Raw genomic sequence first — 26486 nt, forward strand, 5'->3', positions numbered from 1 at the left:
CCTATGAACCATAATTCCGGCACTGGCGGACCTTTTTATCTTATTCTTTTCTATAGATCCATTCACCTGAGTTCGCATCTATATATACAGAACGTGAATGCAGTAGCCCTGCCTCGCTCTTATACCTCACCACAGGTTCATATACAAGCTTGTATTCCTTCTCTCCCGTAGACGCCGTATGTAAGAACCATTTCAGCTGTACATCCATCTTCTGGCTATATCTTTGATACGCTGCCTCTGCCGTAAGCTTCGGTTGATGCTCCAAGGACATTAACTCCGTTATCAAATGTGGACTTAACCCCCGGTAGCTGCTAATTCGTCCATTGCTTGTATTCACAACGACCATAACTTGCTCGTAAGCAACCGGAATACCAGACATAAATAAAGGGTAGAAGAAAAATTGCTTTTTTCTCGGCTCCTCATTCTCCAGGCCGCTATCCATTTCTCTTTGCAAAAAAGCCCCATACTCTGGAAAAACGTCTGCGAGAAACCGCTCGGCGATCTCCCTGCAAGCTGACCTGCTAAGCGTCTCCTGCGCTGTCTCCGTATCCCCTTCCTGTTCAGTTGCATGAAATGATAGAAGACGGCTTGTATTTTTATCGATTGCAAGCTTGCACGAATAAAGCATCCGGTCGAATATATTTCCCCATTTTCGTTTAACGTAGACTTCTGCCTGAAGCGGGTTTGATACTTGATTACCGTATTGATCCATGTCCTTATTCTGGTTCCTTAATGTATATAAACAGCGGATCTCTCCTGCTTCTTCCTTCATTTCTTCCCGCTCAAAAATGGAGAAATCTATCCCTAAACGTTCCTCCCACTTCTTCAGCACGGAATCTATTGAATCAGACACAGTCTCGAATTGAAGTTTCAGTTCAGCGAAGGATTCATCACCTGCTTGTACCATAGGCTCACTTCTAGGCAATCTGAAATGATCTTTATCGAATAGATCCTCACCCGTAATTGCACAGATGATTTGTCGTTCAGGAACCGTGGTGTATACAAGTCTAAATGCGGAGACTGAACCTTGGTAATCATATAGCGTGGAATAAAAATGTTGGATTCTTAGCTCCATGTCAACTGTGCTCAACAGGTTTGCTCTAATCATGTCGGGTTCGATCACCTCATGCGGCCATTGAGGGAGTGATCCGGAATTAGGCTTATGACCTTCAAATCTAAATCTGAATAATTCCAAGTCTCTGGTAAAAATGAACTCGCAGCCCGTATGAGGAAGTGGAAGACCTCCGATCTGCAGTCGATAATCCACCTTCACTTTATCCTCAATATACTTCATTTCGTTAAACATATAACGATCCGGTTCTTGTAAGTACTGCTCCAACATCTCGTGCGCCCTATCCCTTATACTTCTATCAGAAGGTGAGCTTATCGAAGAGAGTTCTGCTTCTCTGTAAATTTGCAGTCTCAAGAGTTCCTTGCTGTGAAGATCCAAATCGATCTCAATGGTTTCCTCTGCATTGTCAGGATTCTCCCACACAAATACGCGTTGCAGCGGATTCTCCTTCGGTAAACTATCTTCCATGACCAATGCGTAATGCGCTGGTGGCTCAGCATACTTCTCAGCAAGCCTGCGCATATGATCGTAGTCCACTTATCATTCCCCCTTTATTCGATTGTACAAAAAATCATGAAAAAAAACAGACCGTCCCGACATGAATCGGAACGATCTGTTCTGCATAGCTCTACACCCGTTCTACACCAGGACTCGCATCAACCGCGCATCAGCCTCTAATCCTTACATCTCGTCTTGCCCGAAGTGCAAGGATAAAGCACAGGAATAAAATAAGGCTTGCTGATATATACGGAAAGTTAATATTGATATCAAATAGGAATCCGGCGATCGCTGGTCCGAGTACGTTACCCATACTCGTAAATGCCGAGTTAAGTCCAGCAATATAGCCCTGCTGCTCCATTGCCATCTTGGACATCTGGGTACTCAGCGTCGGTCTCAATATATCCATGGATAAAAATACGATAAAAGTAACGACGAGGATGAGCCAGTAGTTGTGCACGAACAGCGTCAAGATAATGAACAGTCCGGCAGCAAACAAACAGACGGCTACCACGTTCTTCTCTCCGAATTTATTTAGAATCCAGCTAAAGATCGTGACCTGCACCACTGCACCAGCTATTGAGCCAAATGTAATAATAATGGCAATATCCCGTGTCGTAAATCCAAACTTCTCATCGACGAACAAGCTGAATACCGTTTCATAATTGGCAAGTCCAAACGAAGCAACGAACACAATAATGAGTGCCAGGAAGTAGGGCTCACGATAAGAATAGCGCAGTTGAGTGAACAGGCTTTGACTCGGGAGCTTCACCACTTCCTCCTCGCTCTCCGTGCTGAGCTTAGATTCTGGCAGAACCAGCAGCGTAATGACCGCTGCCACCACACCTGCTGCAGCTGCTGCATAGAAAGGAACCCGGACGCCATATTCGGCCAGAAATCCACCAATCCCTGGGCCGATAATAAATCCGGTTGTTATGGCCGCATTAATATATCCCATTCCCTTGGCCCGCTCTTCACCAGAAGTAACATCCGCCGTGTAGGCCATGACAGCAGGCATAATCAATGCAGCCCCAATACCTCCCAGAAATCTGGCGAGAAAGAGAAATAATGCCGTATTCGACATTCCAAACATAAGCTCAGATATGGCAAAAATGATCATCCCAATAATAATAATTTTCTTGCGTCCAAGTGCATCGGACATCCTGCCTGCTAGCGGCGAGAACAAGAACTGGGTCATTGAAAAGGCGGCTACGAGCAGCCCAACAATGCTTCCGGTCATGGATAGCTCCTTCATGAAGGTCGGCATGACCGGAACGACGAGTCCTATTCCTGTGAAAACGATAAATATATTAAGCATTAACAGGAGAATCGCTCCCCTGTTTCTTAACATCAGTGACATGTGTCTTAAGTCCTCCGTCTATATTTCATCTGTAGATTACATCTCTAGTTTGCTCTTCTTAATAATCCTATTGATCTCTTCCATCGTTTCTGTCATTTGAATCAGTTTGGGCAGATCAATCTTTGAGTAATATTTGTCAATCATCACCCGGTCAATATCAGCCAGCTTGGCAATAAAGGATTCTCCTCTCTCCGCAAGCACGATAAAGGATTCTCTTCGGTTATCCGGGTTCACCCTCTTCAGTATCATCTCTTCCTGCTCGAGCTTGGTCAGCACCTGACTGACGGCACTTTTGGTAATATCAAAAGCATGCGAGATTTCGCTCGTTGTAATTCGCTCATGCTTGGATATGTAAATGAGAATGACTTCCTGCTGAGAAGTCAGGTGATAATCATCTAAATCCTTCACTTCTTTTGTAATTAAAACATTAAACTCATCGAGCACCTGATTCATCCGTGTAACCACCTGGATATAATCGTTCATGTATTTAATATCAGCCCCTTTGCGGAGGATTTGGCTAACTTCCTCTTATGATTAAAAATTAACGTCACCGCTACAGTTTAGTTCAGTTAACTAAACTGTACTAAACCAATATAGAGACACTTTAGAAGCTTGTCAATGAATATTGATGTTATCGTACTATAAACCGGATGATCACGATGGATCATCCGGTTATCACACTTGCTACGCTTTTCCCAGCACAATAGCTTTAATCGTCTCCAGAGGCAGCTTAGGTACCCGATCATAGGTAAGTAGTCCATTGATCTCTTGCTCCACATCCGTAAGCTGTGTATAACAGAAGCCCTGCACTACACTTGAACGATGCAGCGGATCAATGACAGCCTGAAGGCGGGCCGCATAATCATCATCATTTTCTGCACCAGAGTATCCCCAGCCCTCCCACTCACTTTTCTTATATGCAATGCCTCCAAATTCACTGACTAGAACGGGCTGTCCTTCATAAGGGAATCCCGTTACCGCCAGCTCCCGATTAGAAGGTCTTGAAGCCAGTACATGATCGATGGTCCGATAACGCTCTTCCAATACTTCTTTACGCCATTCGTAATCATGAATATTAAACAGATCCGTCTTCGTCATTTCCCAGCCGTCATTGGAGACGACCGGTCTCGTCGGATCCAGAGATTTGGTCAGATAATACATCGCCAGCGCATGATATTGCTGCTGCTTATCTACCCATATATTCGGGACCCCCCAGCTCTCATTCAAAGGAACCCAGCCAATGATTGAAGGGTGATTATAGTCTCTCTCGATCGATTCCTGCCATTCCTTCGTAAATCGCTCTACGTATTGCTCTGAGAATTCATAAGCATTCGCCGCTTCACTATAGACGAGAAGTCCAAGCTTGTCGCACCAGTATAGGTATCTTGGATCTTCCAGCTTCTGATGCTTCCGTGCGCCGTTGAAGCCCATGGCTTTGGTTAATTCAACATCCTGTTTAATCGCAGCATCGCTTGGAGGCGTAAGATTTCCATCAGGAAAGTAGCCTTGGTCCAGAACCAATCGTTGAAAGTACGGCCTGTTGTTCAGACACAGCTGTCCGTTCTCTATTGAAATCTTCCTCATTCCGAAGTAGCTCTCCACCTGATCTAATACGCTTCCATCCTGAAGCAGCTCGAAGGTCACATCGTACAAATTCGGATTCTCCGGTGTCCACCATCCGCCTAATCCATGATCATTAAAGTCATGAAGCTGTATGGATCTGGTTTCACTGGCTGCAGTGACAAGGCACTGATCCTCTGCAATCAGCTTGCCTTTGAATTCGATACGAGTCTTGAGGTATTGCCGTGTCTTCGTCTCATAACCTTCGATAAACGCTTTGATCTCAATCTGCTTCCGATCAATATCCGGGGTCATACGTACTTTGGCAATGTAAGAAGAAGCTACTGGCTCCAGCCAAACCGTCTGCCAAATGCCGGTGGTACGTGTATAAAAAATGCTCGCTGAATCCTGCAGCCAATACTGTTTCCCACGCGGAAGCGTTACATCTGTGCTGTAATCCTGTGCACGAACGACCACTTCATTCTTCCCATCTTGTATAAAAGGTGTAATATCTGCGCTAAACGGTGTATGTCCTCCGGAGTGTGTCATCGCCAAATTTCCGTTAACCCAGACAGAAGCCTCATAATCCACAGCGCCGAAATGCAAAATGATGCGTTTCCCTTTATACTTTTCAGGCACCTGAAATGACCTGCGATACCATACTAGATCATGAAAATCGGGCTCAGCTATTCCGCTCAGCTTGCTCTGATAAGCAAATGGAACCTGAATCCGCTTGGAGTACTCTTCCTGCCTCTGCCACCACTGATCCTGGTCACCCTTCCCGTGATCATCAAATTCAAACTCCCATTCTCCATTAAGATTGAGCCATTCCTTACGTACGAACTGAGGTCTTGGATAATCATTTCTATAAACTTCTGACATGGTCTCTGCCTCCATTTTGTTAATTTAAAAATTAATTTAAATAATCTGAAGGAAACTTTATACATGCAAAATTATGCACCTAATGTATGAAAACGTCAACAATAAGTTGAATGATTAACTTTTAAGTTATATAATCTCATACAAAACGATATCGATGTAAAGGATAAACGACAAATGAATATTCGTGTAACTTCAGAGCATTTTCATTTTCTTGAAGCGTTTGCTTCTGAGACCAGAGTTAAGATAATTGAAATACTGAATGAAAAGCCTAGAAATATTAAAGATATGGCCGCTGAGCTGTCGCTATCGTCAGCGATGATCACCAAGCATATTCAGAAGCTTGAAGAGGCCGGAATTGTGGGTACCGAAAGCTTGTCCGGAGCACGTGGCAGGCAGAAGATATGCCGGCTTATCCAGGACTCAGTCACCCTGCAGTTCACCTCACCGGTTAGTACAGATCGCAGCGGTTACTCGGTCAGTATTCCTATAGGCCAATATACTCGCTATCAAGTCAACCCAACCTGTGGGCTGGCCTCCGAGAGCGGCCTTATAGGTATGATGGACGATCCGCGCTATTTTGCCGATCCTGAACATGTAAAAGCGAAGCATTTATGGTTTGGCAGCGGTTATGTTGAATATTCCATTCCCAATTATTTAGTAGGAGATCAAGTGATCAAGAGTCTCAGTATCACACTTGAGATTTGTTCGGAAGCCCCTGGATATAATGAAGACTGGCCATCAGATATTACTTTTTATATTAACGATACCGAGCTTGGCACTTGGACTTGTCCTGGAGACTACGGTCATGCGCCTGGTGTATTCACTCCTGGATGGTGGACGCTCGGAACACAACACGGCTTGTTAAAAACCTTGATGCTCCGAGCAGAAGGAACCTTCCTGGATGGGATTCGGCTGTCTGATCGGACTGCAAAGCAGCTAAATGTTAGAAAAGGAGATGACATCCGTCTTCGGATCGAGTGCAAATCGAGCTCCGAGCACCCCGGCGGAATCAGTTTGTTCGGATCCGGATTTGGCAATTACAATCAGGATATTGATATTCATGTCTTATATGAGTGACAAATAAGCAGCAGAGCCTATGATTGTTCATCATAAAGCCCTGCTGCTTTTTCGATGTTGCTTATAATTTAAGATGGTTTATATCTTGTTTTACGCAGAAATCTTGTTTTGTCATTAAGTTCTATTGCAGTGTCTTTCGTTTTCTCTTTCTGATTGGTCTCTCCACTTCGTTTCTATCTATTATCTTATCTTTCTATTCATTCTACTATCTCACACTTTTAGCTCCGTTTATCGGAGGCTCTTGGGACGCATATCTGTCCAATGTACTTCGATATAATTCTGGCATGCCAGCTTATTATCTGTACCATACACGATCGTCCACCCTGGCGGCACATCGATCGTTTCCGGCCACATGGAGTACTGCTCCTCATCGTTGATCAGCACAACAAAGCTGCCATTTTCATTGTCAAAAGGATTTGCCATGATTCTTTCCTCCTCATTAGACATATACTCTATTCCTGTGCGCTAATCGCTCTGCGATAATACGCCCGATTTCTTCCAGTGGTCCCGCCTGGCACATGTCCTTATGTCTGCAATTCAGATCGTATTGTTCCATTGCTCCGCCGATATAAGGCTCCCAGGTCTCAGGAGCAATCGGATTGAACCAATCTGGGATGATCGTTGATTTAAAGAACAGAAGATCCCCATTGTAACGGACAGGAACGTAGGATCCGAGTATACGCACAGAATTGACATACGTATCTTTCAGGTTGACCAGCGTCTCCTCCGATAGACTGGCAAGTGCGCTTCCATCCCTTTGAAGAATTTTAAATGCAAGCTCGGGGGTAAGCTTATCATTCGTCACATCGTCCGGATCATATCCACCTAGAGCCAGTAACGCAATTAAGGCTTCTTCCTCGCTTGGACCTGTTCCGAGCGGCAAGAAATGTCCCGGATACGCGTCCAGCATAATCAGTATATCAACCTTTTCACCTTGAGCTTCTAACTGGACCGCAATCGCATGAGCAACGTTTCCTCCGAGTGACCAGCCGAGCAGACGATATGGGCCGCTTGGCTGTACCTCGCGGATATGCTCGATATAATCTGCTGCCATCTCCTCAATGGATCCAGGCAGCAGCTCCTTCCTCCCAATACCTCTGGCCTGCAATCCATAGATCGGCACACTTGAAGGAAGTGTCTTCATGAGTCCTGCGTAACACCAGCTGAGTCCACCGGCAGGGTGAACACAGAACAGAGCAGATTCCCCACCACTCTTTCTGAGCGGCAGCAGAACATTTAGCGCACTAAGTGAATCTCCCGCTTCCATTCTGTCGCTCAGCTTCGCTACCGTTGGTGCCTCGAACAGATTGCCGATTCCAAGCTGAATCCCAAGTGCATCATGAATTCGACTCATCAGCTTAACTGCGAGGAGGGAATGTCCTCCGAGATCGAAGAAGCCATCATCTATGCCTACTCTGGATAAGCCTAACACCTCGGCAAACAGCTCACATAATAGCTCTTCCTGTGGATTCCGCGGTCCACGGGTTCCCACCAGATGACCGTAATCCGGTGCAGGCAGTGCCTTTTTATCAAGCTTGCCATTTGCTGTGAGCGGCAGCCGATCCAGGATGACAAAAGCGCTCGGAATCATATATTCCGGTAATACAGCTCCAAGCGAACGTCTCAGCTCCATCGTATCCGGCATCTCTTCATTACTAGCTACGATATAGGCAACCAAGCGTTTGTCACCGATTTGATCCTCTCGGACCACAACAGCGGTCTGCAGCGCAGAAGAATGCTCAGCAATTACGGTTTCGATCTCGCCAAGCTCAATTCGGAAGCCGCGTATCTTCACCTGATGGTCGGCACGGCCAATGTAATCCAGATTCCCATCCATAGTCCAGCGAGCAAGGTCTCCGGTCCGGTACATAACTTCTCCAGGCTTACCATATGGATCAGCGATGAATCGTTCTGCTGTTAATCCCGGTCTCCCCAAATAACCTCTGGCAAGACCGGACCCTGCTACATACATTTCCCCTGTAATTCCCCAAGGAACAGGCTGGAGATAATCATCAAGCACATACAGCTTCAGGTCGGATATCGGTTCACCAATTAAGCTGCTCTGCGCTCTCGTCTCGGCTGCTTCCTGACTCAGAGGATTAAATGTCACGTGTACGGTCGTTTCCGTAATGCCATACATATTCACGAGTAGTGGGGCTTGTTCAGGGTACCGGCTATACCATGATTTGAGACGACCCAGCTCCAGTGCCTCTCCACCAAAGATCACATATCGCAAATTCAAATCCGCGGCTGTACCACCCTGCTCTTGATCCGCCTGCATCAATGAATAGAACGCAGATGGGGTCTGATTCAGCACCGTAACCTGTTCCTCAATCAGCAGCTGATGGAATTCAGCAGGCGTTCTCGTTACGGAATGAGGAACAATGACAAGCCGTCCACCATACAGCAAAGCCCCCCAGATTTCCCACACGGAGAAATCAAACGCATAGGAATGGAACAATGTCCATACATCACTTTCATTGAAGGAGTAAGATTCATCCGTCGCTTTGAATAAACGTACAACATTTTGATGAGGGATCATGACCCCTTTCGGTTTGCCTGTGGACCCTGATGTATAAATAATATAAGCAGTATTCGCTTGTCTCAGTGGTACGGGCATATCATCCTCCCCAGGGTTATGGATGGACAACGTACCCAGCAAATCCTTAATAGATTCATCGTCCATAACAATCTGTGGAATCCCATCCAAGCCGGGAATATGAGACATCACATCCGAATGAGTGATGATGCTTACAGGTGCAGCGTCTTCAATCATATAAGATAACCGGTCCTGCGGGTATTCCGGATCTAGTGGCAAATAGGCGCCTCCGGATTTAATAACCGCCAGAATTCCAATAATCATGGATAAGGATCTAGGAAGAGCAAGAGCTACAATCTTCTCGGGTCCGACACCTTGATGTATGAGCAAATGTGCCAGCTGATTCGCCTGTGTGTTCAGCTCTTCATAGGTAAGACTTTTCCCTTCATAAGTAATCGCGGTATTATTGCCTGATCTTGCCGTCTGCTGCTCAAACCATTCCTTGATGGTCATTTTTGAAATTTCAGGAGCAGCCGGGGTACCCAGCTCAAGCATAAGCTGTCTTTCGGATACATCCAGCATAGACAGTCGCTCGATCGGCAGATCTGGATCTGCTGCTGCGGATTCAAGCAATTTTATATACCAACTCGCCAAGCATTCCACCGTTTCCTCGTCATACAAGGCTTTATTATATTCAAACCAGCCGTGAATTCCGTTTGAAGCTCCTTCGTTAGTTCGGTGTTCACGAAGCTCCAGCGTTAGATCAAATTTGGCTGATCCGGTATTCATAATCTCTACCTTGGTGCTGAGATTTGGAATGTCAAGAACTGGATCCGGTGTATTTTGGAAAGCAAACATCAATTGGAATAGTGGATGTCTACCGCTTACCCGATTCGGATTCAAGTGTTCAACGAGCTGTTCAAACGGTATATCCTGATTCTCAAATGCCATCAGATCAGATCTGCGCACTCTGTCCACGAGCTCTCTGAATGTTGGATTCCCCGAAGTGTCCGAGCGAAGCACCAGATTGTTAATGAACATACCGATCATATTCGTCAGCTGATCATCGTTACGACCGGCAATTGGGCTTCCGATTGGAATATCATATCCTGCACCGAGACGAGTAAGCAGAGCCGCAAGTCCGGAATGAAGCACCATGAACAGGCTGCTCTTCGTGTCCTTGGCCAGTTTAGAGAGCTGATCATGAAGCTCGGCTCCTACCTCAAGCCTCACGATTCCTGCTGCATTACTGTGATCGGATACCCGTGGACGATTGCGAATCAGCTCCAGCTCCTCCGGCAGACCTGCAAGCTGTTCTTTCCAATAATCGAGCTGCTCTGTCAGCGGATTGCCATCTTCCTGCTTGCGCCCGTTAAACCACTCTTCCTGCCATGCGGCATAATCCGCATATTGAAGCGGCAGCGGCGCAAACGCAGGTGCTTGTCCCGTCGTTCTTGATTGATACGCCTCGGACAGATCGTTTAATAAGGGGTTCAGTGACCAGCCGTCACATGCGATATGATGCAGGAGCAGGACAAGCACATATTGATTAGAATTCAGAACGAACAATTCTGCCCGGACCGGCACCTCTGCCTCAATCTGAAACGAATACTTGACCGCCTCATCAATTCTCGTGCACAGCTCCATCTCATCAATCTGGCTGATCTCAAATCGAGGTCTCCTCTCTCCCTCAGATAAAACGAGCTGTCTGGCACTGCCGTGATGTTCAGGATATAAGGTATGCAGCGCTTCATGCCGATTCGTTACATCATAAAAAGCCTGCTCTAGTGCCGCTATATCCAGCTCACCGGTCATTTCTATCACTGCCGGAATGTTATAGGTTGGCATGGGACCTTCCAGCAAATGCTGAAACCAGATGCGTTTCTGAGCAAAAGACAGCGGGATTACCTCTGGTCGTTCCGCAAGCTGAATAGACGGACGCGATCTCTCAGCTGTCGTCAGCTTTTTGGCCAGCTTGGCTACGGTCGGTGCTTCAAACAAATGTACGATCGAAATATCCTTATCAAACACATCCCGAATTCGAAGCAGAAGCCGTCCTGCTAGAAGGGAATGGCCGCCAAGATCGAAGAAGCTGTCATCAATTCCCACTCTCGGAAGCTTCAATATTTCTGCAAAGAGTTCAGCCAGCATGCCCTCCTGCGGGGTCCGTGGAAGTCTCGAACCAGCTTCAGCAGAGAAATCAGGCGCAGGCAGTGCTTTACGATCCAGCTTCGCATTGGGCGTTAACGGAAGCTCCTCCATGAAGACGACAGCAGATGGCACCATATATTCAGGCAGCTGCTCACTAGCATAGGCACGTAGATCACTAGAATTCAGCTGTCCTCCTGCATCAGCTACAACATAAGCGACCAGCCGCTGCTCACCGGAGGCATCACCTCTCACAACGACAGCAGATTTGAGTACAGCATTATGACTCATGAGTACGGATTCGATTTCTCCAAGCTCTATGCGATAGCCTCTGATTTTGAGCTGATGATCACTTCGGCCAATATAAGCGATTGTCCCGTCTGACTGCCATCGGGCGAGATCTCCGGTTTGATACATTCTTGATCCAGGTTCTCCGTATGGATTCGCGATAAATCGTTCGGCAGTGAGTCCCGGGCGATTCAGATAGCCTCTAGCCAGGCCATCGCCTGCAATGTACAGATCACCGGCAATTCCTGGTGGAACGGGCTCAAGTCTCGAGTCAAGAATATACATTTGTGTATTTCTAATGGGACTGCCTATGACAGGTGCCTGTCCTCTCCGCTCATGAAGCAGCGCTGCAGAGGACCAGATGGTCGTCTCTGTCGGTCCGTATAGATTCACGACTTCACAATTAAGCTCGTTGAAGCGCTCGAAGAGCTCTTTTGTCAGGGCTTCCCCTCCTACCAGTACCTTGATACCTGTAATCTGATCCGGACAGCTTAACACCAGAGACTGCCATAATGTTGGTGTTGCTTGCATCATTGTCATACCTGATACAGAAGCGAGTCTTGAGAATGCTTCAGGGTCCTGGACTGTTCTTTTGGGAGCTATAATCACTTCAGCCCCATGTAGAAGTGGAAGAAACAGCTCGAGAACCGCAATGTCAAACGATACCGTTGTTACCGCTAGCAGGCGATCAGAGGAGTTCACCTTGAGCAATTCCTGCATGGCGATGAGGAAATTACTGACTCCGCCTCGAGTGACAACGACACCCTTTGGTTTACCCGTTGAACCGGAAGTATAGATGACATATGCCGGATGCTCGGAAGATAGGGACTCAGCTACTACCTTCTCATGCGCTGTGAATGGATTCCCTGAGGATGCAGACAGCTCTGCAGCAAACAAGGAATCATCCACCACAAGCAAGGAGAGCTGCTCCGGAATAAAGGCTCTTTCTTTCATTTCATGCTCAGTGATCAACAAGAGTGGTTTAGAATCGAGAAGCATGTATTCCAGCCGTTCATCCGGAAATTCAGGGTCCAGAGGCAAGTATGCAGCGCCGGACTTGAGAACCGCCAGCATGGATACGACCATATCCACGGATCTGTTCAGCAGGATGGCTACTTTTTCTTCCGGTCCTGCTCCCTTCTTGATCAGCAGCCTTGCGAGTCGATTCACTCGAATACTTAACTCACGATAGGTTACTAATTCGTTGTTATAGGTAATTGCTGTATGATCAGGTGTTTTATCTGCCTGCTCTTCAAACCACGCTATAACGTGCTTCACATCTTTCACAGAGTCCTTTGTTCTGTTCCATTGATACACTACAAGTTCTTTCTCCTCAGGAAGGAGGACCTCTGTATGCAGGAAATAGTCATCCTGACGATGGCTCGCCAGACTTTCAATATAGGCGCTCAGCCTGAGCAGATGCTGATTAATTTCCTCCTTACTATACAGCTGTGGGTTAGCATCGATATCAAATCTCAGCTTTTTCCCATCCGCCGATCCGTATATGTTAAATGTCAAATTCTCCACAGGTCCAGCAGCCAGATTGTAAACAAGGCCTGTCGTTCCCCCGCCCCATTTCAATGTGGATTCAAAGGGCATAATATTAATGATTGGACCATATAAGTTCTGAGCTTTTAGATTAAGCTTCAAGTCGCGCCTTAACTCCTCATGCCGATAGCTTTGGTGCTTTCGTATTTCCCTCATACGAGAAGCTGTCTGCTGAATCAATGCTGTGAAAGAATGACCTTCCTGCAATTGCAAGTGAAGCGGAACCACATTCATTACTGTACTGGGAACAGACAGAGCTCCAGAACCCGTTCGGTTCATCATGGGCAGTCCAAACACGATGTCCTGTGAACCCGTCAGACGGTGCATATAGGCGGCGATGGCAGCAACGATAACTTCACTCCATACCGATCCACTGTTTTTGGAGGCTCGCTGAAGACTGTCGCAGCAGGATTCTGTCAGATACAAGCTTTCACGAAAAAAAGAATCCGCTTGCCCCGATGCCGCTGCTTCCTGAGCTAGACTAGGAATTTCAATCCCATCCTTGTACTTTGACAGCCAAAAATTTCGGTCAGCGGCTTTTTCCTCAGAAGTCCTGTAGGCATTCTCCATTTGAAGAATGGAAGATATTGAACCGAATTTGCTCGGCATCGGCTGTTCGTTCTGAGCCAGTGCAGCGTAGATCTGGGCTGCTCTTCTTAGAAGCAGCGTTACGCCAAATCCATCAATTGCGATGTGATGCACACGTTGATACCAATAATAGCGGTCTTTACCCAGCTTAAACAGTGCTTCGGCAAAGATAAGATCGCTTCTCAGGTCTACAGGCGTCCTCAGGTCCATCTGCATCCAATTCAGTGCCGACTGCTCAGGATTGGAAAGATGACTGACATCAATGATCTCTAGATCCCATTTCATATCCGTACGGATAAACTGATAAGGTCCTTCTTCTCCTTCTTCAAAGGTCACGGTTAACGTACCCGATTCCTCTACCATCTGCCGAACTGCCATCTCAAACCTGACCTCATCAAGAGGTCCCTGAATTTCAATGTATTCCGCCGTATTATAAATCGGATTATCCGGATCAAGCTGCTGAGCATACCATATCCCCGCTTGCGCTTCCGTCATCGGAATCCTGTTACTTGAATTCGTTCCAACCGTCAACTCCATCCCCTCCTATTTCAGCATGTAGTCCAGATTGGGAAGAGATTTGTTAACTTCTGCAAGCTCGCCTGCTCTTGCCAGCTCAGTAAGCATCTCCGACCATTCCGCAATCGTTGGCTTGTCCAATAGATCAACAAAAGTAATCTCCATTCCAGAGGATCTCCATTCCTCAACCAATGTCATTATTCGGATGGAGTCCAGCCCGAGCAGGGTCAGATCTTCATGGTCACTTAGTTCGGATTTATCAATCCCCATAAGATTCGCGATTTGATTACGCAGTTGTTCCGATGACCATTGGTTATCCGATACAGTGCTCTTCTGAGCTTGTATGCCCTGCAATTCATCCACTAGCTGCTCGGTTGACACCACCATTGCACAACGCTCGGAAGCATACTTGAGCCCCAGCTTGTGATAATCCTCAGAGAAATCAGCCACTGCATCTGCCACATAGAATGGCTTGATCTCCTGCATGTAGGCTTCCGCAGCAGTCAAGAGACAGCCGATATGAGCGTAAATGCCAGTAATCATCATTTGATCCCTGCCCATTTGTCGAAACTGCTCCAGCAAATTTGTTTTCTGAAACGCGCTATAGCGCCACTTGGTGAGCACGGTATCCTGATCTGACGGCTCCAGTTCAGCAATAATCCGCTTCTGCTCTGAACCGTCGTCAATGCCCGAACCCCAGAAATCCTGAAGCAGTCCACGCTGTTCCAGTGTCTGACCACCTGGCTGTGCCGAATATATAACAGGGATTCCGAGCTGATGAGCTGCTTCTCTGAGTCTTGTAATATTTGCGACAAGTTCCGTAACAGGAGACTCCTGTGGCGTAAATGCGTCTACAAAATATTGCTGCATATCATGAATTAAGAGCACAGCTTTAGCGGGATCGACCTGCCAGTTTACCTTATTTTCAGGAAGGTCTGCATTTGCCGGCATAGAATAGCTTTGGATTTTCGGAATTGCCATGATGATTCATCCTTTCTAAGTGCGTGTTGTTATTTTTTTGACTATATAGCTTCGAGTTCACCTTATTCATGTATGAGATGGATTCAGTTCTGCTGCAATTTTTTCTCTCAATGCCTTCTTACTGACTTTGCCCACGGCAGTCATCGGGAAAGACTCGACACACTCCACGCGGTCCGGTATTTTGTAATCTGCGACTCCACGATCACGCAAAAACCTGCGTATGTCCTGCAAGGTCAGCTTGGTATCCTTCGGTATAATGTAGGCACAGGTTCGCTCTCCCAAGAAAGCATCCGGCATGGAAACAACGGCCGCATCATATACCCCTTCATGGGCCAGCAGGTGGTTCTCCAGCTCTTCTGCGGCTACTTTTTCACCGCCTCGATTGATCTGATCCTTGGCCCTTCCTTCGACAACGAGATAGCCTTCCTTCGTCAGACGAACCAAATCGCCTGTCCGGTAGAAACCATCCTTCGTGAAGGCCTTCTTGTTATGCTCATCCGCCTTGTAGTAACCCTGTATCGTATAAGGTCCGCGGGTCAGCAAATGCCCGATTTCTCCCGGTGCGACCGGTACATCGTCTTCGTCTACGATCCGAATTTCGTCATCAGGAGAGATCGGTTTGCCTTGTGTATACAAAATAAGCTCTTCCGGATCATCAAGTCTCGTGTAATTGACAAGGCCTTCCGCCATCCCAAACACCTGCTGCAGCGTACAGTCAAATGCCGCATTCACCTTGATGGCAGCTTCTGTCGTAAAATTTGCTCCCCCCACCTGCAATACTTCAAGGGAAGACAGATCCTCCTTACGCGTCTTGGCTGCTTCGAGCCATACAAGGGCTAACGGCGGAACGAGAGCCGTAATGGTTACCTGTTCCTGCTCAATCAGCCGAAATGCCTCATCCGGGCTCGGTCCCGGTGACATGACCACTCGACCTCCCGCATATAAGGTTCCCAGCACTCCTGGAGAGCTCAGAGGAAAGTTATGAGCAGCAGGAAGTGTAGCCATGTATACGCTGGATTCATTCAAGCCGCATATTTCTGCGCTTCCGTGAAGGCTGTAAATATATTCATCATGCGTCCGTGGAATCAGCTTCGGCAGCCCTGTGCTTCCTCCGCTCAGCTGCAGAAAAGCCACATCTCCCGAACGAACATCTGGCAGCGGCAGCGGTTCCTGATCGAGCTCTTCAAAGGATAAAAATGAGCCAGGGTCACCGACCACGATGACATGCTGCAATGAAGGCAGCTCGGTAACAACCTCCTCTGCAAGGCTGCAGTAGTTAAAACCGCTGTATTTATCAGGAATAATGTAAGCAACAGCCTCAGAGTACTCGGCCAAATATTTGATCTCGCTCTTTCGATGAGATGGGAGAGCAAACACAGGCAGTGCACCCATTCGAAAAAGCGCAAAGATCACCAGTGCGAATTCAGCTATATTAGGCAGCTGGAGTACAACACGGTCTTCCTTCTTAATCCCCAGCTTCATGAGCCCCGCAGCCACTCGATCAGCCTTCTGATCCAGCTCGCGATAGCTCCATCTTTTTGAACCGCTGACAACGGCAAGATGATCTCCATATTTCGCAGCTCTCTGTTTCAGCATTTCTCCAAACGTAATTCCCTGCCAGTAACCCGCTTGACGATATTTATCTGCTGCCTCCTGCGGCCAAGCTGTGAAGCCATCCAGCATTAAACTCCCTCCTTGTTCACCATCGTCTCGGTTTCGTTCTTAAAGCCGATTGCCTTAAGAAATGTTCCCATCTTGGCTGAAGTCTCCCGCAGCTCATCCTCAGGCCTCGAACCCTCTACAATTCCAGCACCGGCATACAATCTGATATATCTTTTTCCAACCTCAGCGCAGCGGATCGTGACCGCCCATTCCCCGTCTCCATCTGCATTACACCAGCCCACCGTTCCGGAATAATAACCCCGGTCAAATCCTTCAAGCTCCTTAATGAGCTCTCTTGCTTCATCCGTCGGTGTTCCGCATATGGCAGGAGTCGGATGGAGAGCATAAGCCAGCTCCAAGGAGGAGGTATCCGGGCTTAGAAGCTCTCCTCGAATCGTTGTAGCCAAATGCCACATGGTTTCGGTTGCAACAAGTGACGGTTTGTCTGGAACTTCAAGGTGTTTACAGTAGGGTCTGAGTGCTTCTGCAACAGCTCTTGTCACAAAAGCATGCTCATGCAGATCTTTAACCGACTCCATTAATCCGGCAGCCCGCTTCCGATCCTCTTCCGGATCATCACTGCGTGGTATAGAACCCGCAAGCGGACTGGATATCACTTCAAGTCCCTTCTTCGAGACGAGCAGCTCAGGGCTAGCGCCTAATAGCGTCGTGCCTGATTCTAGGCGCAATGCCTTGTGCTCGTCGTTAGCTGGGGACGTCCGCTTAGTCTCGATGGGTACAGCAAACGTATACCCGCTTGTATTCTGAGCAGCGAGCTGGTGAAGCAAGATACGAGCATCTACTGGCTGATCAGAGACCAAATGAAGGGAACGTGCAAGTACGGCCTTGTTCACACGACCTTGTCGGATATGTTCAAGCAGCCGGGCAACCCCTTCCTGATACACCTCCGGCTCTGGAACCGGCGTTGCTGTATAGTCTGATATATTCAGTTCGTGCTGCGGTGTTTCAGACGTTAATGTCAGGCCTTCTGCCTGCTTAAATGAACTTGGTATATAGAGCTGGACAGGATCATTACAGTCAAATGGCACTGCGCCGACAAGAATGCAGGGCTTCCCGGTTGATTGCTCTTGAATATGCAAAATTTCGGTCGCTTGTTCGGCCAGCTCTTTCCAATCCCTCACTTCCCCATTCGTCAGAACCCGGAGAGCACAGCCTTCTGTTAACAAAGTGTGGTTATGTGTTGCAAAAAAGAAGCTCTCTCCCGGTGTATATTGTTCTAACAGCTGCTGTGAAGGGCTGACTTCTTTAACACCCGTTCTCATTAACCCCCGCCTCCTAAATCGTTCATATATTCACACTACACACCAAGTGTAGCGCCGCCATCTACTCTGAGCTCACACATCGTGATATGCTTCGCCTTATCTGAGATTAAAAAAGCAACCGTGTCTGCAATATCCTCTGCTTCGGCAATTCTGCCGAGCGGGATGCCGACCCGGTAATTCTCCAGAGAACCGCTAATAACCGCTTCAGCCCCTAGTTCATCAGTCCACATGCCTCGCTGCATGTCTGTATCCGTTGAACCCGGTGACACAATGTTGCACCGGATTCCATGCTGAGCCAGCTCCAGTCCGAGACATTTCGTAAAATGGGCTGCAGCTGCTTTGGATGCAGCATAGGCTGACATATTTACACGAGGCATGGCATATGCGTTGGAGCCGACAGTGATGATTACGCCTGTTTTCCGTGGAATCATATGACGCGCTGCTGCTCTGCTCACATAGAAGACCCCGTGTGTGTTAACAGCAAATGTCTGATGCCAATCCTCATCATCCATAAAAGCTACCGGTCCTATATCAAGGACACCGGCTACATTGACGGCTACATCGATATGGTCCATTTCCCGGATGATTTGCTGCATTGCATGATCGACAGAGCTGCTCTCCCGCACATCCGCAGGAAATGCCGCTGCAGTATAGCCCTCCCTTTGTAATTCCTTTACGGTATCGTGAAGCTGTGATGCATTATAATCAATTAGAGCAACCTGAATTCCGTCAGCAGCAAGCACCTTTGCTACCGCTTTTCCAATTCCTTGGGCTGCTCCTGTGACGACAGCGACTTTTCCTGACAGGCTTGCTGAAGCCATTTCGACAACACCTCTGTTTTATTGAGAATGATTATCAATTTGTTGATAACGGTTCTCATTATAAGGTTACGTTATGCTGCTAACCATGGATTTTATCCGGTATTTTCCATCAAAAAATCACGCGTTTCTTGTCGTATTCGACATCACATACCTGACAATAGCACTAATTTTATGTCCGAATTACCCTTCCGGCATCTATACTTATTGGGATTAAAACGGGGATGTATAGGCATCAATTTTTCATTGGCATCATCTCAAATTCCAGCGAACGTCTATATTGGACATCCCTAACTCCAGTTCGAACCGACGCACCTAAAGACTAAAATATGGCTTTCATATACTGCGACCCTTGACCTACCTCAGACTGAGGCTTTAGCACATGGACATCGACCGGAAATTTGATAAAAAAACTGCAATTTTCAGCTCAGTTATGCGTTGTTTCTACTATATAAATAGCTGCCTTTTTCTGTATTAAAAAAAGAGATTGCATATGATAATGAGAATTGTTATCATTCTATAGTGATTTACATATAAATTAGGGGGAACCAAAATGTCGAAATCCAAAAAGAAAATAGCCTCGCTTCTGGCGAGCTTACTGCTCGTGTCCACATTTCTTGCCGCCTGTGGCAGCAGTGAATCGGGTACAGATAGTAACACCGCTCCAAACAATGCTTCACAGACGGAGACGGAAACACCTGCCAGCGAGGTTGAGGAATCGGCAGAAGAGCCTGCTGAGAGAACTGTAACTGACGCCATGGGGCACGAGGTTACCATCCCAGCAAATCCACAGCGTATACTCGCGACTTATCTAGAGGACAACCTGGTTGCTCTCGGTGTAACACCAGTAGCGCAGTGGTCTGTAGCTAACGGTATTCAGGATTACCTGCAAGGCTCGCTCAAAGATGTTCCAACTATTCCACATGATCTTCCATTTGAACAAGTAGCAAGCTTTGAACCTGATCTGATTATCCTCGATTCGGCTGATATGGCGAGCGGAGATAAATATGAGCAATATTCGAAGATCGCTCCAACGTATGTTATTGGTTCAGAACAGAACAATGATTGGAGAGATGAGCTTCTCAAGATCGGGGAAGTGCTTGGCAAGGAAGAAGATGCACAGAAAGTGCTTGATGATTATGACGCCAAGGCGGCTGAAGCCAAAGCCGCGCTTAGTGAAGCGGCACCAGGAGAATCCGCTGCTGCCATCTGGCTCGTATCCGATCAGTTCTATATGGTAAGCGAAGACCTCTCCAGCGGAACAGTAATGTACGATGATCTTGGACTAGCTGTTCCTGAGGTTGTGAAGGAAATTTCAGCAACCGGCACTGGCAACTGGCTGCCAATCTCACTAGAGAAGCTGGCCGAGCTTGACGCAGACCACCTTTTCCTGATCAACAGTGATAAAGGGGCAGGCGGCGAAGCATTAAACGATCCTCTGTGGAAGAACATTCCTGCAGTGAAGAATGGCAATGTATATGAATTCAGTGCTGACACAAGCTGGCTCTACACCGGTACGGTGGCCAATACCCAAATCGTTGATAGCATTGTAGAGAGCATTACAAAGTAAAATTCTTATCATAAAAAAACCTTTGAGATCCGTGTGAACCTATCACACCGCTCAAAGGTTTTTTGCATTTATTATATAATCTCCTTATGAGGAGTAGCTTTCAGTTGGATTTCCTCCGCTCTCTTCCTGCCGCTTCCGGCCTGCGAGCTGAGGATAGGCGATGCCAATCAGAATGACGGTAATACCGATCCATTGCAGGACGGATACCCTCTCATTAAGCACGAATATAGAAGCAAGTATGGCAACAGGAAGTTCTCCAGCACTTAGAATAGAAGCCAGTCCAATACTAATCTTTGGTGCACCAAGAGCTAGCAGAAGCACCGGTATGACAACACCGAAAACACCAAGGATCAGTCCGTATATCCATAATCCATTCTCGAAAGAAACCTGCAATACAGCTGATGGGCCATACATCGTGACATGAAGCACCAGCAGGAGCAGCAAACTCCCTGTTGAGGTGAAGAAGCTTCTTGAAATCGTAGGCATTGCTGTCTCGACCCGTCCGCTGAAAAATATGAACAGCGCCATCATAACCGCAGCCATGAGCCCAAGAAATACCCCCTGCACACTCAATTCCATTGGATTCGCCCCAATAACACCTCCAGCCAGTACGGTGCCCAAGAGCAATAACAGAATGGATAAGACTGTTGCTTTCGAAGGTCTTTGCCGTGTTGTGATGACTTCTATAACGACTCCTATCCAAGTAAATTGAAACAGCAGCACCACGGCGATCGACGCAGGAATACTCTGCAGTGACAAATAGTAAAACACTCCTGTCAAACAAGTGCATGCCCCCACACCGGCAAGACGAATAAATTGTCCCAGCTTCACCTTTTTCCTGGAGAACATAAGCATGAGAATCAGCATGATCAGCCAGCCTGATCCAAACTGCCCAAGGGTCACCTCCTGGAATGTAAACCCCTGCTGGTAGGCAAGCTTAACGATGCTCGACAAAATCCCAAACGAGCAAGCTGCCAAAAACACATAAAACGAGTTCTTCATAAGTTGTAACAAAGCTGTTAACCTCCATAAAAAGACCCCGCTCCTATTGTTTTAGAATCCAGAAAACAATAAAAGTGGGGTCCAATTCACGTTCTATTTAAATTACAGAATAAATATTAATCTAATTTGTATGGATTGTAAACCTCTATTTTACCGTTACAACGATCTTGTCTGTTTGTGTAACGCCGGCATCGTTAACCAGCTCCGCAACATATTCATAGGTTCCAGCAGCGCGATTCTGAATGGCAATCACCGCTTGCTGACCATTAGGAGAGCTCGGCACAAGTGTTGTAGCCTCGAGGAGCTCTCCGTTCTCATATAGACGATAAGTATGAGCGTTTGTTCCCCACCACAAGTTCATGAATACGGAGTAGTTGCCATCTTGATCCCAGTTGTCATTAGAGAGTACTGCTTTTCCTGGATTCGCATCGGTCACCGTAACAACAAGCTCGGAGCCTGTAGTCGTTCCATAAGTATTCGTCAGCTCGTAAGTATATACGTACGTACCATTGCTTTTGCCAGTAATCGAGGTCGTTGCTGTTTGTCTCTCCGGAGACTTGTCACTGAGCTTCTGCTGATCAATGAGTTCACCGTTCTCATACAGCTTGTACTCTGTTGCATTGTTTCCCCACCACAAATTCATCGTTACATCATAATTCCCATTTCTCAGCCCCGTGTATCCGTGATTGCTCGTCAGTGCAGCATGTCCAGGCACACCGCCAGGAAGTACCGGTTCTTCTGGAACCTCTGGTTCTTCAGGCTCTTGAGGCTCTTCCGTTTCCTCCGCTGCAACAATATCCTCAATTCCCCTTGGTTTCAACTGATAATTCCCACGAAAAATGGCAGAAACTCCGGTAATACTGACTTTGTCGCCTTCCTGATAAGGGAACTCTTCGAGGCTTAGTCCTGTTCTTGTATCTACCCGAATATGATTCGTTTGATCTGAAACGGCATCAAATTCGAAGGACCCCGTCGGAGCAGCCGTAATAATGTTCTGAATGGTTACATTGTTTAATGTAACTAGCTGACCTTGATTACTATCATTGATAGCTGTCACTTCCTTGGATTGTGGAAGATCAGCGGTGCCTGTCTTCTCAATGGAGACAACATCCGCCAGCTCAAGCTCTGTATTATACAGTGTTAAAGGTGCAGTAATCTGCACCTTATCACCTGTATTGAAGCCGCTTTGTGTTTGATAAACATAAATCCCTGCTGTTTCATCCTGAATGTAGAACGCCTGACCGCCAAATGCACCGGGCTGAGTTGTAATTACACCCTCAACTTTGACCACAGTGCCTTCAGGCTGGAGACGTGCTTCACTGATCGGAATTAAGCTTATCTGGGGAGACTCCTCTTCTTCATCGGGTAACGGTTCGGCGGATACATTCGCAATCGTCACCGGGGAAGTCAGGAGGTTGGAGCCATTTAGTCTAAGTCTCAAGTTCGCAGCACCTGTCGTTCCCGGTTTGATCTGTACAGTCAGATCCTTGTAAGCCGTGCCTTGACTATTCGCCGTTACACTGAAGGCTTGACTATAGCCGTATGCGCTCGGCCACGTGCCATTCTCATTTTGCACCTTCGCAACCTGTGTTCCGCCTGCTAAATAAATTCCTGCACTATATCCTGATACCGTACTGTTCGGAGCAAGATTGTTGATCACAACCCGAATCTGGAACGTTTCTGCATTCGGGAGCTCGTCTTGGTGAACAAAGCTGTAAGCCGGGTTCGAAGGTGCTGGAGTTGTGCTTCCATAAGATCCTGGCTTGAACGTCGATGGATCCCACCACTTGTATCCTGCTGCCGGTTGAGACCAAGGCTCTGCTTGAGGCTCGGTTGATGCAGCTGGTTCTTCAAAAGCAAGCAGCTCTGTCGGCTGATCGAGCTCAAGACCGGAAACCTCTGTCAGATCCGTATAACTCTCTTGATCTGTCAACCAATTCATCAAATTCACCAGCAGCACGGCATCATCCTGCTCCTTGAAGCCGTCATACGTTGTCTTCTTGCTTCCTGTTTCTTCCCGCAAATACTTCGGTGTAGCATCCTCGACCGGTGAGGAATCACCTATAAAGGCTGCTTTACCCTCGCCTACTTTAGATACGGCCACATAAGGTCCTTCCTCAATGCCGCCGCCATTGTATACGCCCTGATCTACTGCATTGCCCCATGCCTCATTCGTCTCAGGCACGTACACGATGCCCTTTGCCTTCTCCGGGTCAGTAATAGCAAGCGTGGAGCCCGCATGCATCGCTACAGAGTCTACCCCTTCAGTTATGCCGAAGGATTGTTCTGGTTCCACAATGACATTCGCATCCACATCGCCAAGTGCGTTATAGCGGAAGCGGACACCAAAATGATCCGACAGCCAGTCCGAACTAACGACTCCTTGCATAGCAGCCGAGTTCTTCTCCTCGGTACTCATACCCTTGGCCGGATCTGTCCATGCGCCTCTACGATACCCGTTGAAGGATTCAGAGCCATCCCAACGGTTCTTGTTGCGGTCTGCGTTATAATGGTCACCAATGAAAAAAATGCTTCCACCCTGCTCTACATATTGTTCCATGGCTGCTTGTTCACTTTGTTTGAAAGGGACATTCGGTTCTGCGATGACAAAGGCATCGTAGTCAGACAAGTCGCTGAGTGTGATCGGAGTGGATTTACGAAGCTCTTTTACATAGAAGCCATCTGCTGCCAAAGCATTGCCAAAATCGGAAAAACCACCGTCAATAACCCAATCTGCCGCACCTGCCGTCTGTGCATGCGTATTATCAAACAATATTTTCTTCCCGGCATTCTCGTTAACAACTTTTGCGTTGATAAATGGTGCCGGATCCGCAGGACCTTCTGCATGAGCGGAAGGAACGTCAATCCCCCATCCTGTGTGAATAGTAGCCGCAAGGGATAATGCGGTAACCGCTTTAAACCATTTGCTGCGTCTGATCCATCCCGAAGCTTCTCTCATCCTTCTCCTCCTAATAGTAAATATTTGGTATATAGCAATTTATTCTATCATTTGATTAATAAAAAATATCGTACATTATGTAAAATACAGATCAATTTAATAAGCTCTTCCCTGAGAATGATGCAGGATTTTGTAGTTTGGTGACGAATTCACTGCATTCTTTATCATTCATCTTACAAAAACAAAAAAACCGTCTTATTTTGAAAGACAGTTTTTTCGCTATAGCATCGAAACCATTTCATAATATTCAATTGATTAACCTGCAGGAATAGCGACAAAATGACCTTTTGACACTTCAACCAGCTGCGAATTTCGCAAATTGTACCTATCCTCACTTGTCTGCTCTTCCAGGAGTCTTCTTGTCTTCTGGGCTTCAACCTTGGGATCCGGCACAGGGATTGCAGCAAGCAGAGACTTCGTATATTCGTGCTGGGGATTGGAATACAGCTCCTCACTCTCAGCAAGCTCTACGATTTTCCCGGCGTACATAACTGCAACTCTATCACTAATATGCTTAACCATTGAAAGATCATGGGCAATGAACAGATAAGTCAGCCCAAGCTTATGCTGCAGCTCTTCGAGCAGCTTCACTACTTGAGATTGGATCGATACGTCCAGAGCAGATAAAGGCTCATCACAGACGATAAACTTCGGCTCGACCGCAAGCGCACGTGCAATTCCGATTCTTTGCCGCTGTCCGCCGGAGAATTCGTGCGGGTAGCGATCTGCATATGCCGGGTCGAGGCCGACCATATCCAGCAGCTCCTCTACTCTCTTCTTACGAGCTTCCTTGCTGCCGCTGAGACCATGTACATCCATTGCTTCACCAATAATATCGACAATTTTGAATCTCGGATTCAAAGACGCATAGGGATCCTGGAAGATCATTTGCATGTGACGGCGCATCATTTTCATTTCCTTGGCCTTTAATCGGTTGACGGGCATGCCTTGATACAGCACTTCACCTGCCGTCGGCTCATGCAGTCTCAGTATCGCTCTTCCTGTCGTTGATTTGCCTGAACCCGATTCACCAACGACCCCAAGCGTCTCGCCTGGTTTAACGTAAAAGCTGATATCGTCAACGGCTCTAATTACGTTTCCTTTGCCAAGATCAAAATATTGTTTAAGCCCATTCACCTCCAGCAGAGGTTCATTGCGAAATGGAGTAATAATCTGAGGTGCCGGCTTCGGCTTCTTCTTCTCATCCAGTCTTGGCAATGCATTCAGCAGCTTCAAAGTATAGGGGTGATCAGCCTGCTCGAATATTTCCGCTGTCGTTCCCTTCTCTACAATTTCTCCATCCTTCATCACCACGACACGATCACACATTCCGGCTACAACGCCTAAATCATGAGTAATCAGTATAATAGAGGTTCCGAATTTCTCCTGCATATGCTTCATGACATTTAAGATCTGGGCCTGAATGGTAACATCCAGCGCCGTCGTCGGTTCGTCCGCAATCAGTAATGAAGGTCTGCATGCAAGCGCGATGGCAATCATCACACGCTGTCTCATCCCTCCCGAGAATTCATGAGGATACTGATTATACCTTGCCTCTACTTCCCTAATTCCGACCAGCTTCAGCATTTCGATCGCTTCCTGTTTCGCTTCCTTCTTCGACATGTTCCGATGCTTGATCAGACTTTCGGCAATTTGCTTGCCAATCCGGATCGTTGGATTAAGAGAGGTCATCGGGTCCTGAAAAATCATGCCGATGTCTCTTCCACGGATCGATTCCATCTCCTTCTCCGATTTGTGAGCCAAATTCTGACCCAGGAACAAAATCTCCCCATCCTTCATGCGGGAAGGAGGTGATGGCAGCAGCCTCATGATCGAGCGGGCAGTTACACTCTTCCCGCTTCCCGATTCACCGACAATTCCCAGGGTCTCTCCCTTCTTCACATCAAAGCTGATCCCTTTAACTGCATCAAATTCCCGTTCCTGTGATCGGAAGGATACTTGCAAATTATGAACCTGTAAAATAGTCTCCACGATGTTCACCTGCTTATAAAGTTAATGAATAGAATTCAATCTCTTAACATCTGAGAGTTATGAAATTGATAAATGAATTGACCTTATGTAAATTTTGTCACTATGGTGATTGACAAGGTTCTAAACCGCAAATAAAATATACT

At 47.1% G+C, this 26486-nt stretch carries 15 protein-coding genes; 2 read left to right on the forward strand and 13 right to left on the reverse strand.

Annotation, left to right across the window (positions count from 1 at the left end; all coding sequences use genetic code 11):
• Positions 1–40: 40 nt before the first annotated feature.
• The 4 genes from BK126_RS01280 to BK126_RS01295 all read right to left on the reverse strand — a co-directional run bounded on the left by BK126_RS01280 (position 41) and on the right by BK126_RS01295 (position 5372).
• Positions 41–1609 carry a YcdB/YcdC domain-containing protein gene (locus tag BK126_RS01280; protein WP_076310932.1) on the reverse strand — a complete coding sequence of 523 codons (1569 nt, stop codon included), beginning with the start codon at positions 1607–1609 and terminating at the stop codon, positions 41–43.
• Between the two features lie 130 nt (positions 1610–1739).
• A complete protein-coding gene (locus BK126_RS01285; RefSeq protein ID WP_076310933.1) occupies positions 1740–2930 on the reverse strand; it encodes an MFS transporter in 1191 nt (396 codons plus the stop codon).
• 36 nt (positions 2931–2966) lie between these two features.
• Entirely contained in the window at positions 2967–3413 is a 447-nt protein-coding gene (locus BK126_RS01290; RefSeq protein ID WP_076310934.1) for a MarR family winged helix-turn-helix transcriptional regulator, read from the reverse strand.
• A gap of 201 nt (positions 3414–3614) precedes the next feature.
• On the reverse strand, positions 3615–5372 hold the full coding sequence (locus BK126_RS01295; RefSeq protein ID WP_256702669.1) for a glycoside hydrolase family 2 protein: 1758 nt from the start codon (positions 5370–5372) through the stop codon (positions 3615–3617).
• A 174-nt stretch (positions 5373–5546) separates the two neighbouring features.
• On the opposite strand from BK126_RS01295, the gene BK126_RS01300 reads away from it, so the two are divergent.
• A complete protein-coding gene (locus BK126_RS01300) occupies positions 5547–6449 on the forward strand; it encodes an ArsR/SmtB family transcription factor (RefSeq protein WP_076310936.1) in 903 nt (300 codons plus the stop codon).
• Positions 6450–6677: 228 nt separating this feature from the next.
• Here BK126_RS01300 and BK126_RS01305 read toward each other — a convergent pair whose 3' ends face one another.
• From BK126_RS01305 to BK126_RS01330, 6 genes are all read right to left on the reverse strand, one after another.
• On the reverse strand, positions 6678–6872 hold the full coding sequence (locus BK126_RS01305) for an MbtH family protein (RefSeq protein WP_076310937.1): 195 nt from the start codon (positions 6870–6872) through the stop codon (positions 6678–6680).
• A gap of 16 nt (positions 6873–6888) precedes the next feature.
• On the reverse strand, positions 6889–14055 hold the full coding sequence (locus tag BK126_RS01310; protein ID WP_143757709.1) for an amino acid adenylation domain-containing protein: 7167 nt from the start codon (positions 14053–14055) through the stop codon (positions 6889–6891).
• A gap of 48 nt (positions 14056–14103) precedes the next feature.
• Positions 14104–15057 (reverse strand): isochorismatase family protein, encoded by a 954-nt coding sequence (locus tag BK126_RS01315; RefSeq protein ID WP_076310939.1) that lies wholly within the window; start codon positions 15055–15057, stop codon positions 14104–14106.
• A gap of 66 nt (positions 15058–15123) precedes the next feature.
• Positions 15124–16740 carry a (2,3-dihydroxybenzoyl)adenylate synthase gene (locus tag BK126_RS01320; protein WP_076310940.1) on the reverse strand — a complete coding sequence of 539 codons (1617 nt, stop codon included), beginning with the start codon at positions 16738–16740 and terminating at the stop codon, positions 15124–15126.
• Positions 16740–18002: an isochorismate synthase DhbC gene (gene dhbC, locus BK126_RS01325; protein ID WP_076310941.1), complete on the reverse strand. Its 1263-nt coding sequence runs from the start codon at positions 18000–18002 to the stop codon at positions 16740–16742. Before dhbC ends, BK126_RS01320 begins: the two co-directional genes overlap by 1 nt.
• Before the next feature lie 35 nt (positions 18003–18037).
• Complete coding sequence (locus BK126_RS01330) at positions 18038–18823, reverse strand: 2,3-dihydro-2,3-dihydroxybenzoate dehydrogenase (RefSeq protein ID WP_076310942.1); 786 nt, start codon at positions 18821–18823, stop codon at positions 18038–18040.
• 550 nt (positions 18824–19373) lie between these two features.
• Here BK126_RS01330 and BK126_RS01335 point away from each other — a divergent pair.
• Positions 19374–20390 carry an iron-hydroxamate ABC transporter substrate-binding protein gene (locus BK126_RS01335; protein WP_076310943.1) on the forward strand — a complete coding sequence of 339 codons (1017 nt, stop codon included), beginning with the start codon at positions 19374–19376 and terminating at the stop codon, positions 20388–20390.
• An 84-nt stretch (positions 20391–20474) separates the two neighbouring features.
• Here the strand turns inward: BK126_RS01335 and BK126_RS01340 are convergent, their stop codons facing one another.
• From BK126_RS01340 to BK126_RS01350, 3 genes are all read right to left on the reverse strand, one after another.
• Positions 20475–21404: an EamA family transporter gene (locus BK126_RS01340; RefSeq protein ID WP_179085498.1), complete on the reverse strand. Its 930-nt coding sequence runs from the start codon at positions 21402–21404 to the stop codon at positions 20475–20477.
• A 133-nt stretch (positions 21405–21537) separates the two neighbouring features.
• Positions 21538–24351, reverse strand: coding sequence for a DUF5689 domain-containing protein (locus BK126_RS01345; RefSeq protein ID WP_076310944.1), 2814 nt, complete (start codon positions 24349–24351; stop codon positions 21538–21540).
• Between the two features lie 255 nt (positions 24352–24606).
• Positions 24607–26343 carry an ABC transporter ATP-binding protein gene (locus BK126_RS01350; RefSeq protein ID WP_076310945.1) on the reverse strand — a complete coding sequence of 579 codons (1737 nt, stop codon included), beginning with the start codon at positions 26341–26343 and terminating at the stop codon, positions 24607–24609.
• Between the last annotated feature and the right edge of the window lie 143 nt (positions 26344–26486).

Origin of the sequence: Paenibacillus sp. FSL H7-0326, from assembly GCF_001955535.1 — a bacterium.
Classification (GTDB): Bacteria; Bacillota; Bacilli; order Paenibacillales; family Paenibacillaceae; genus Paenibacillus; species Paenibacillus shunpengii.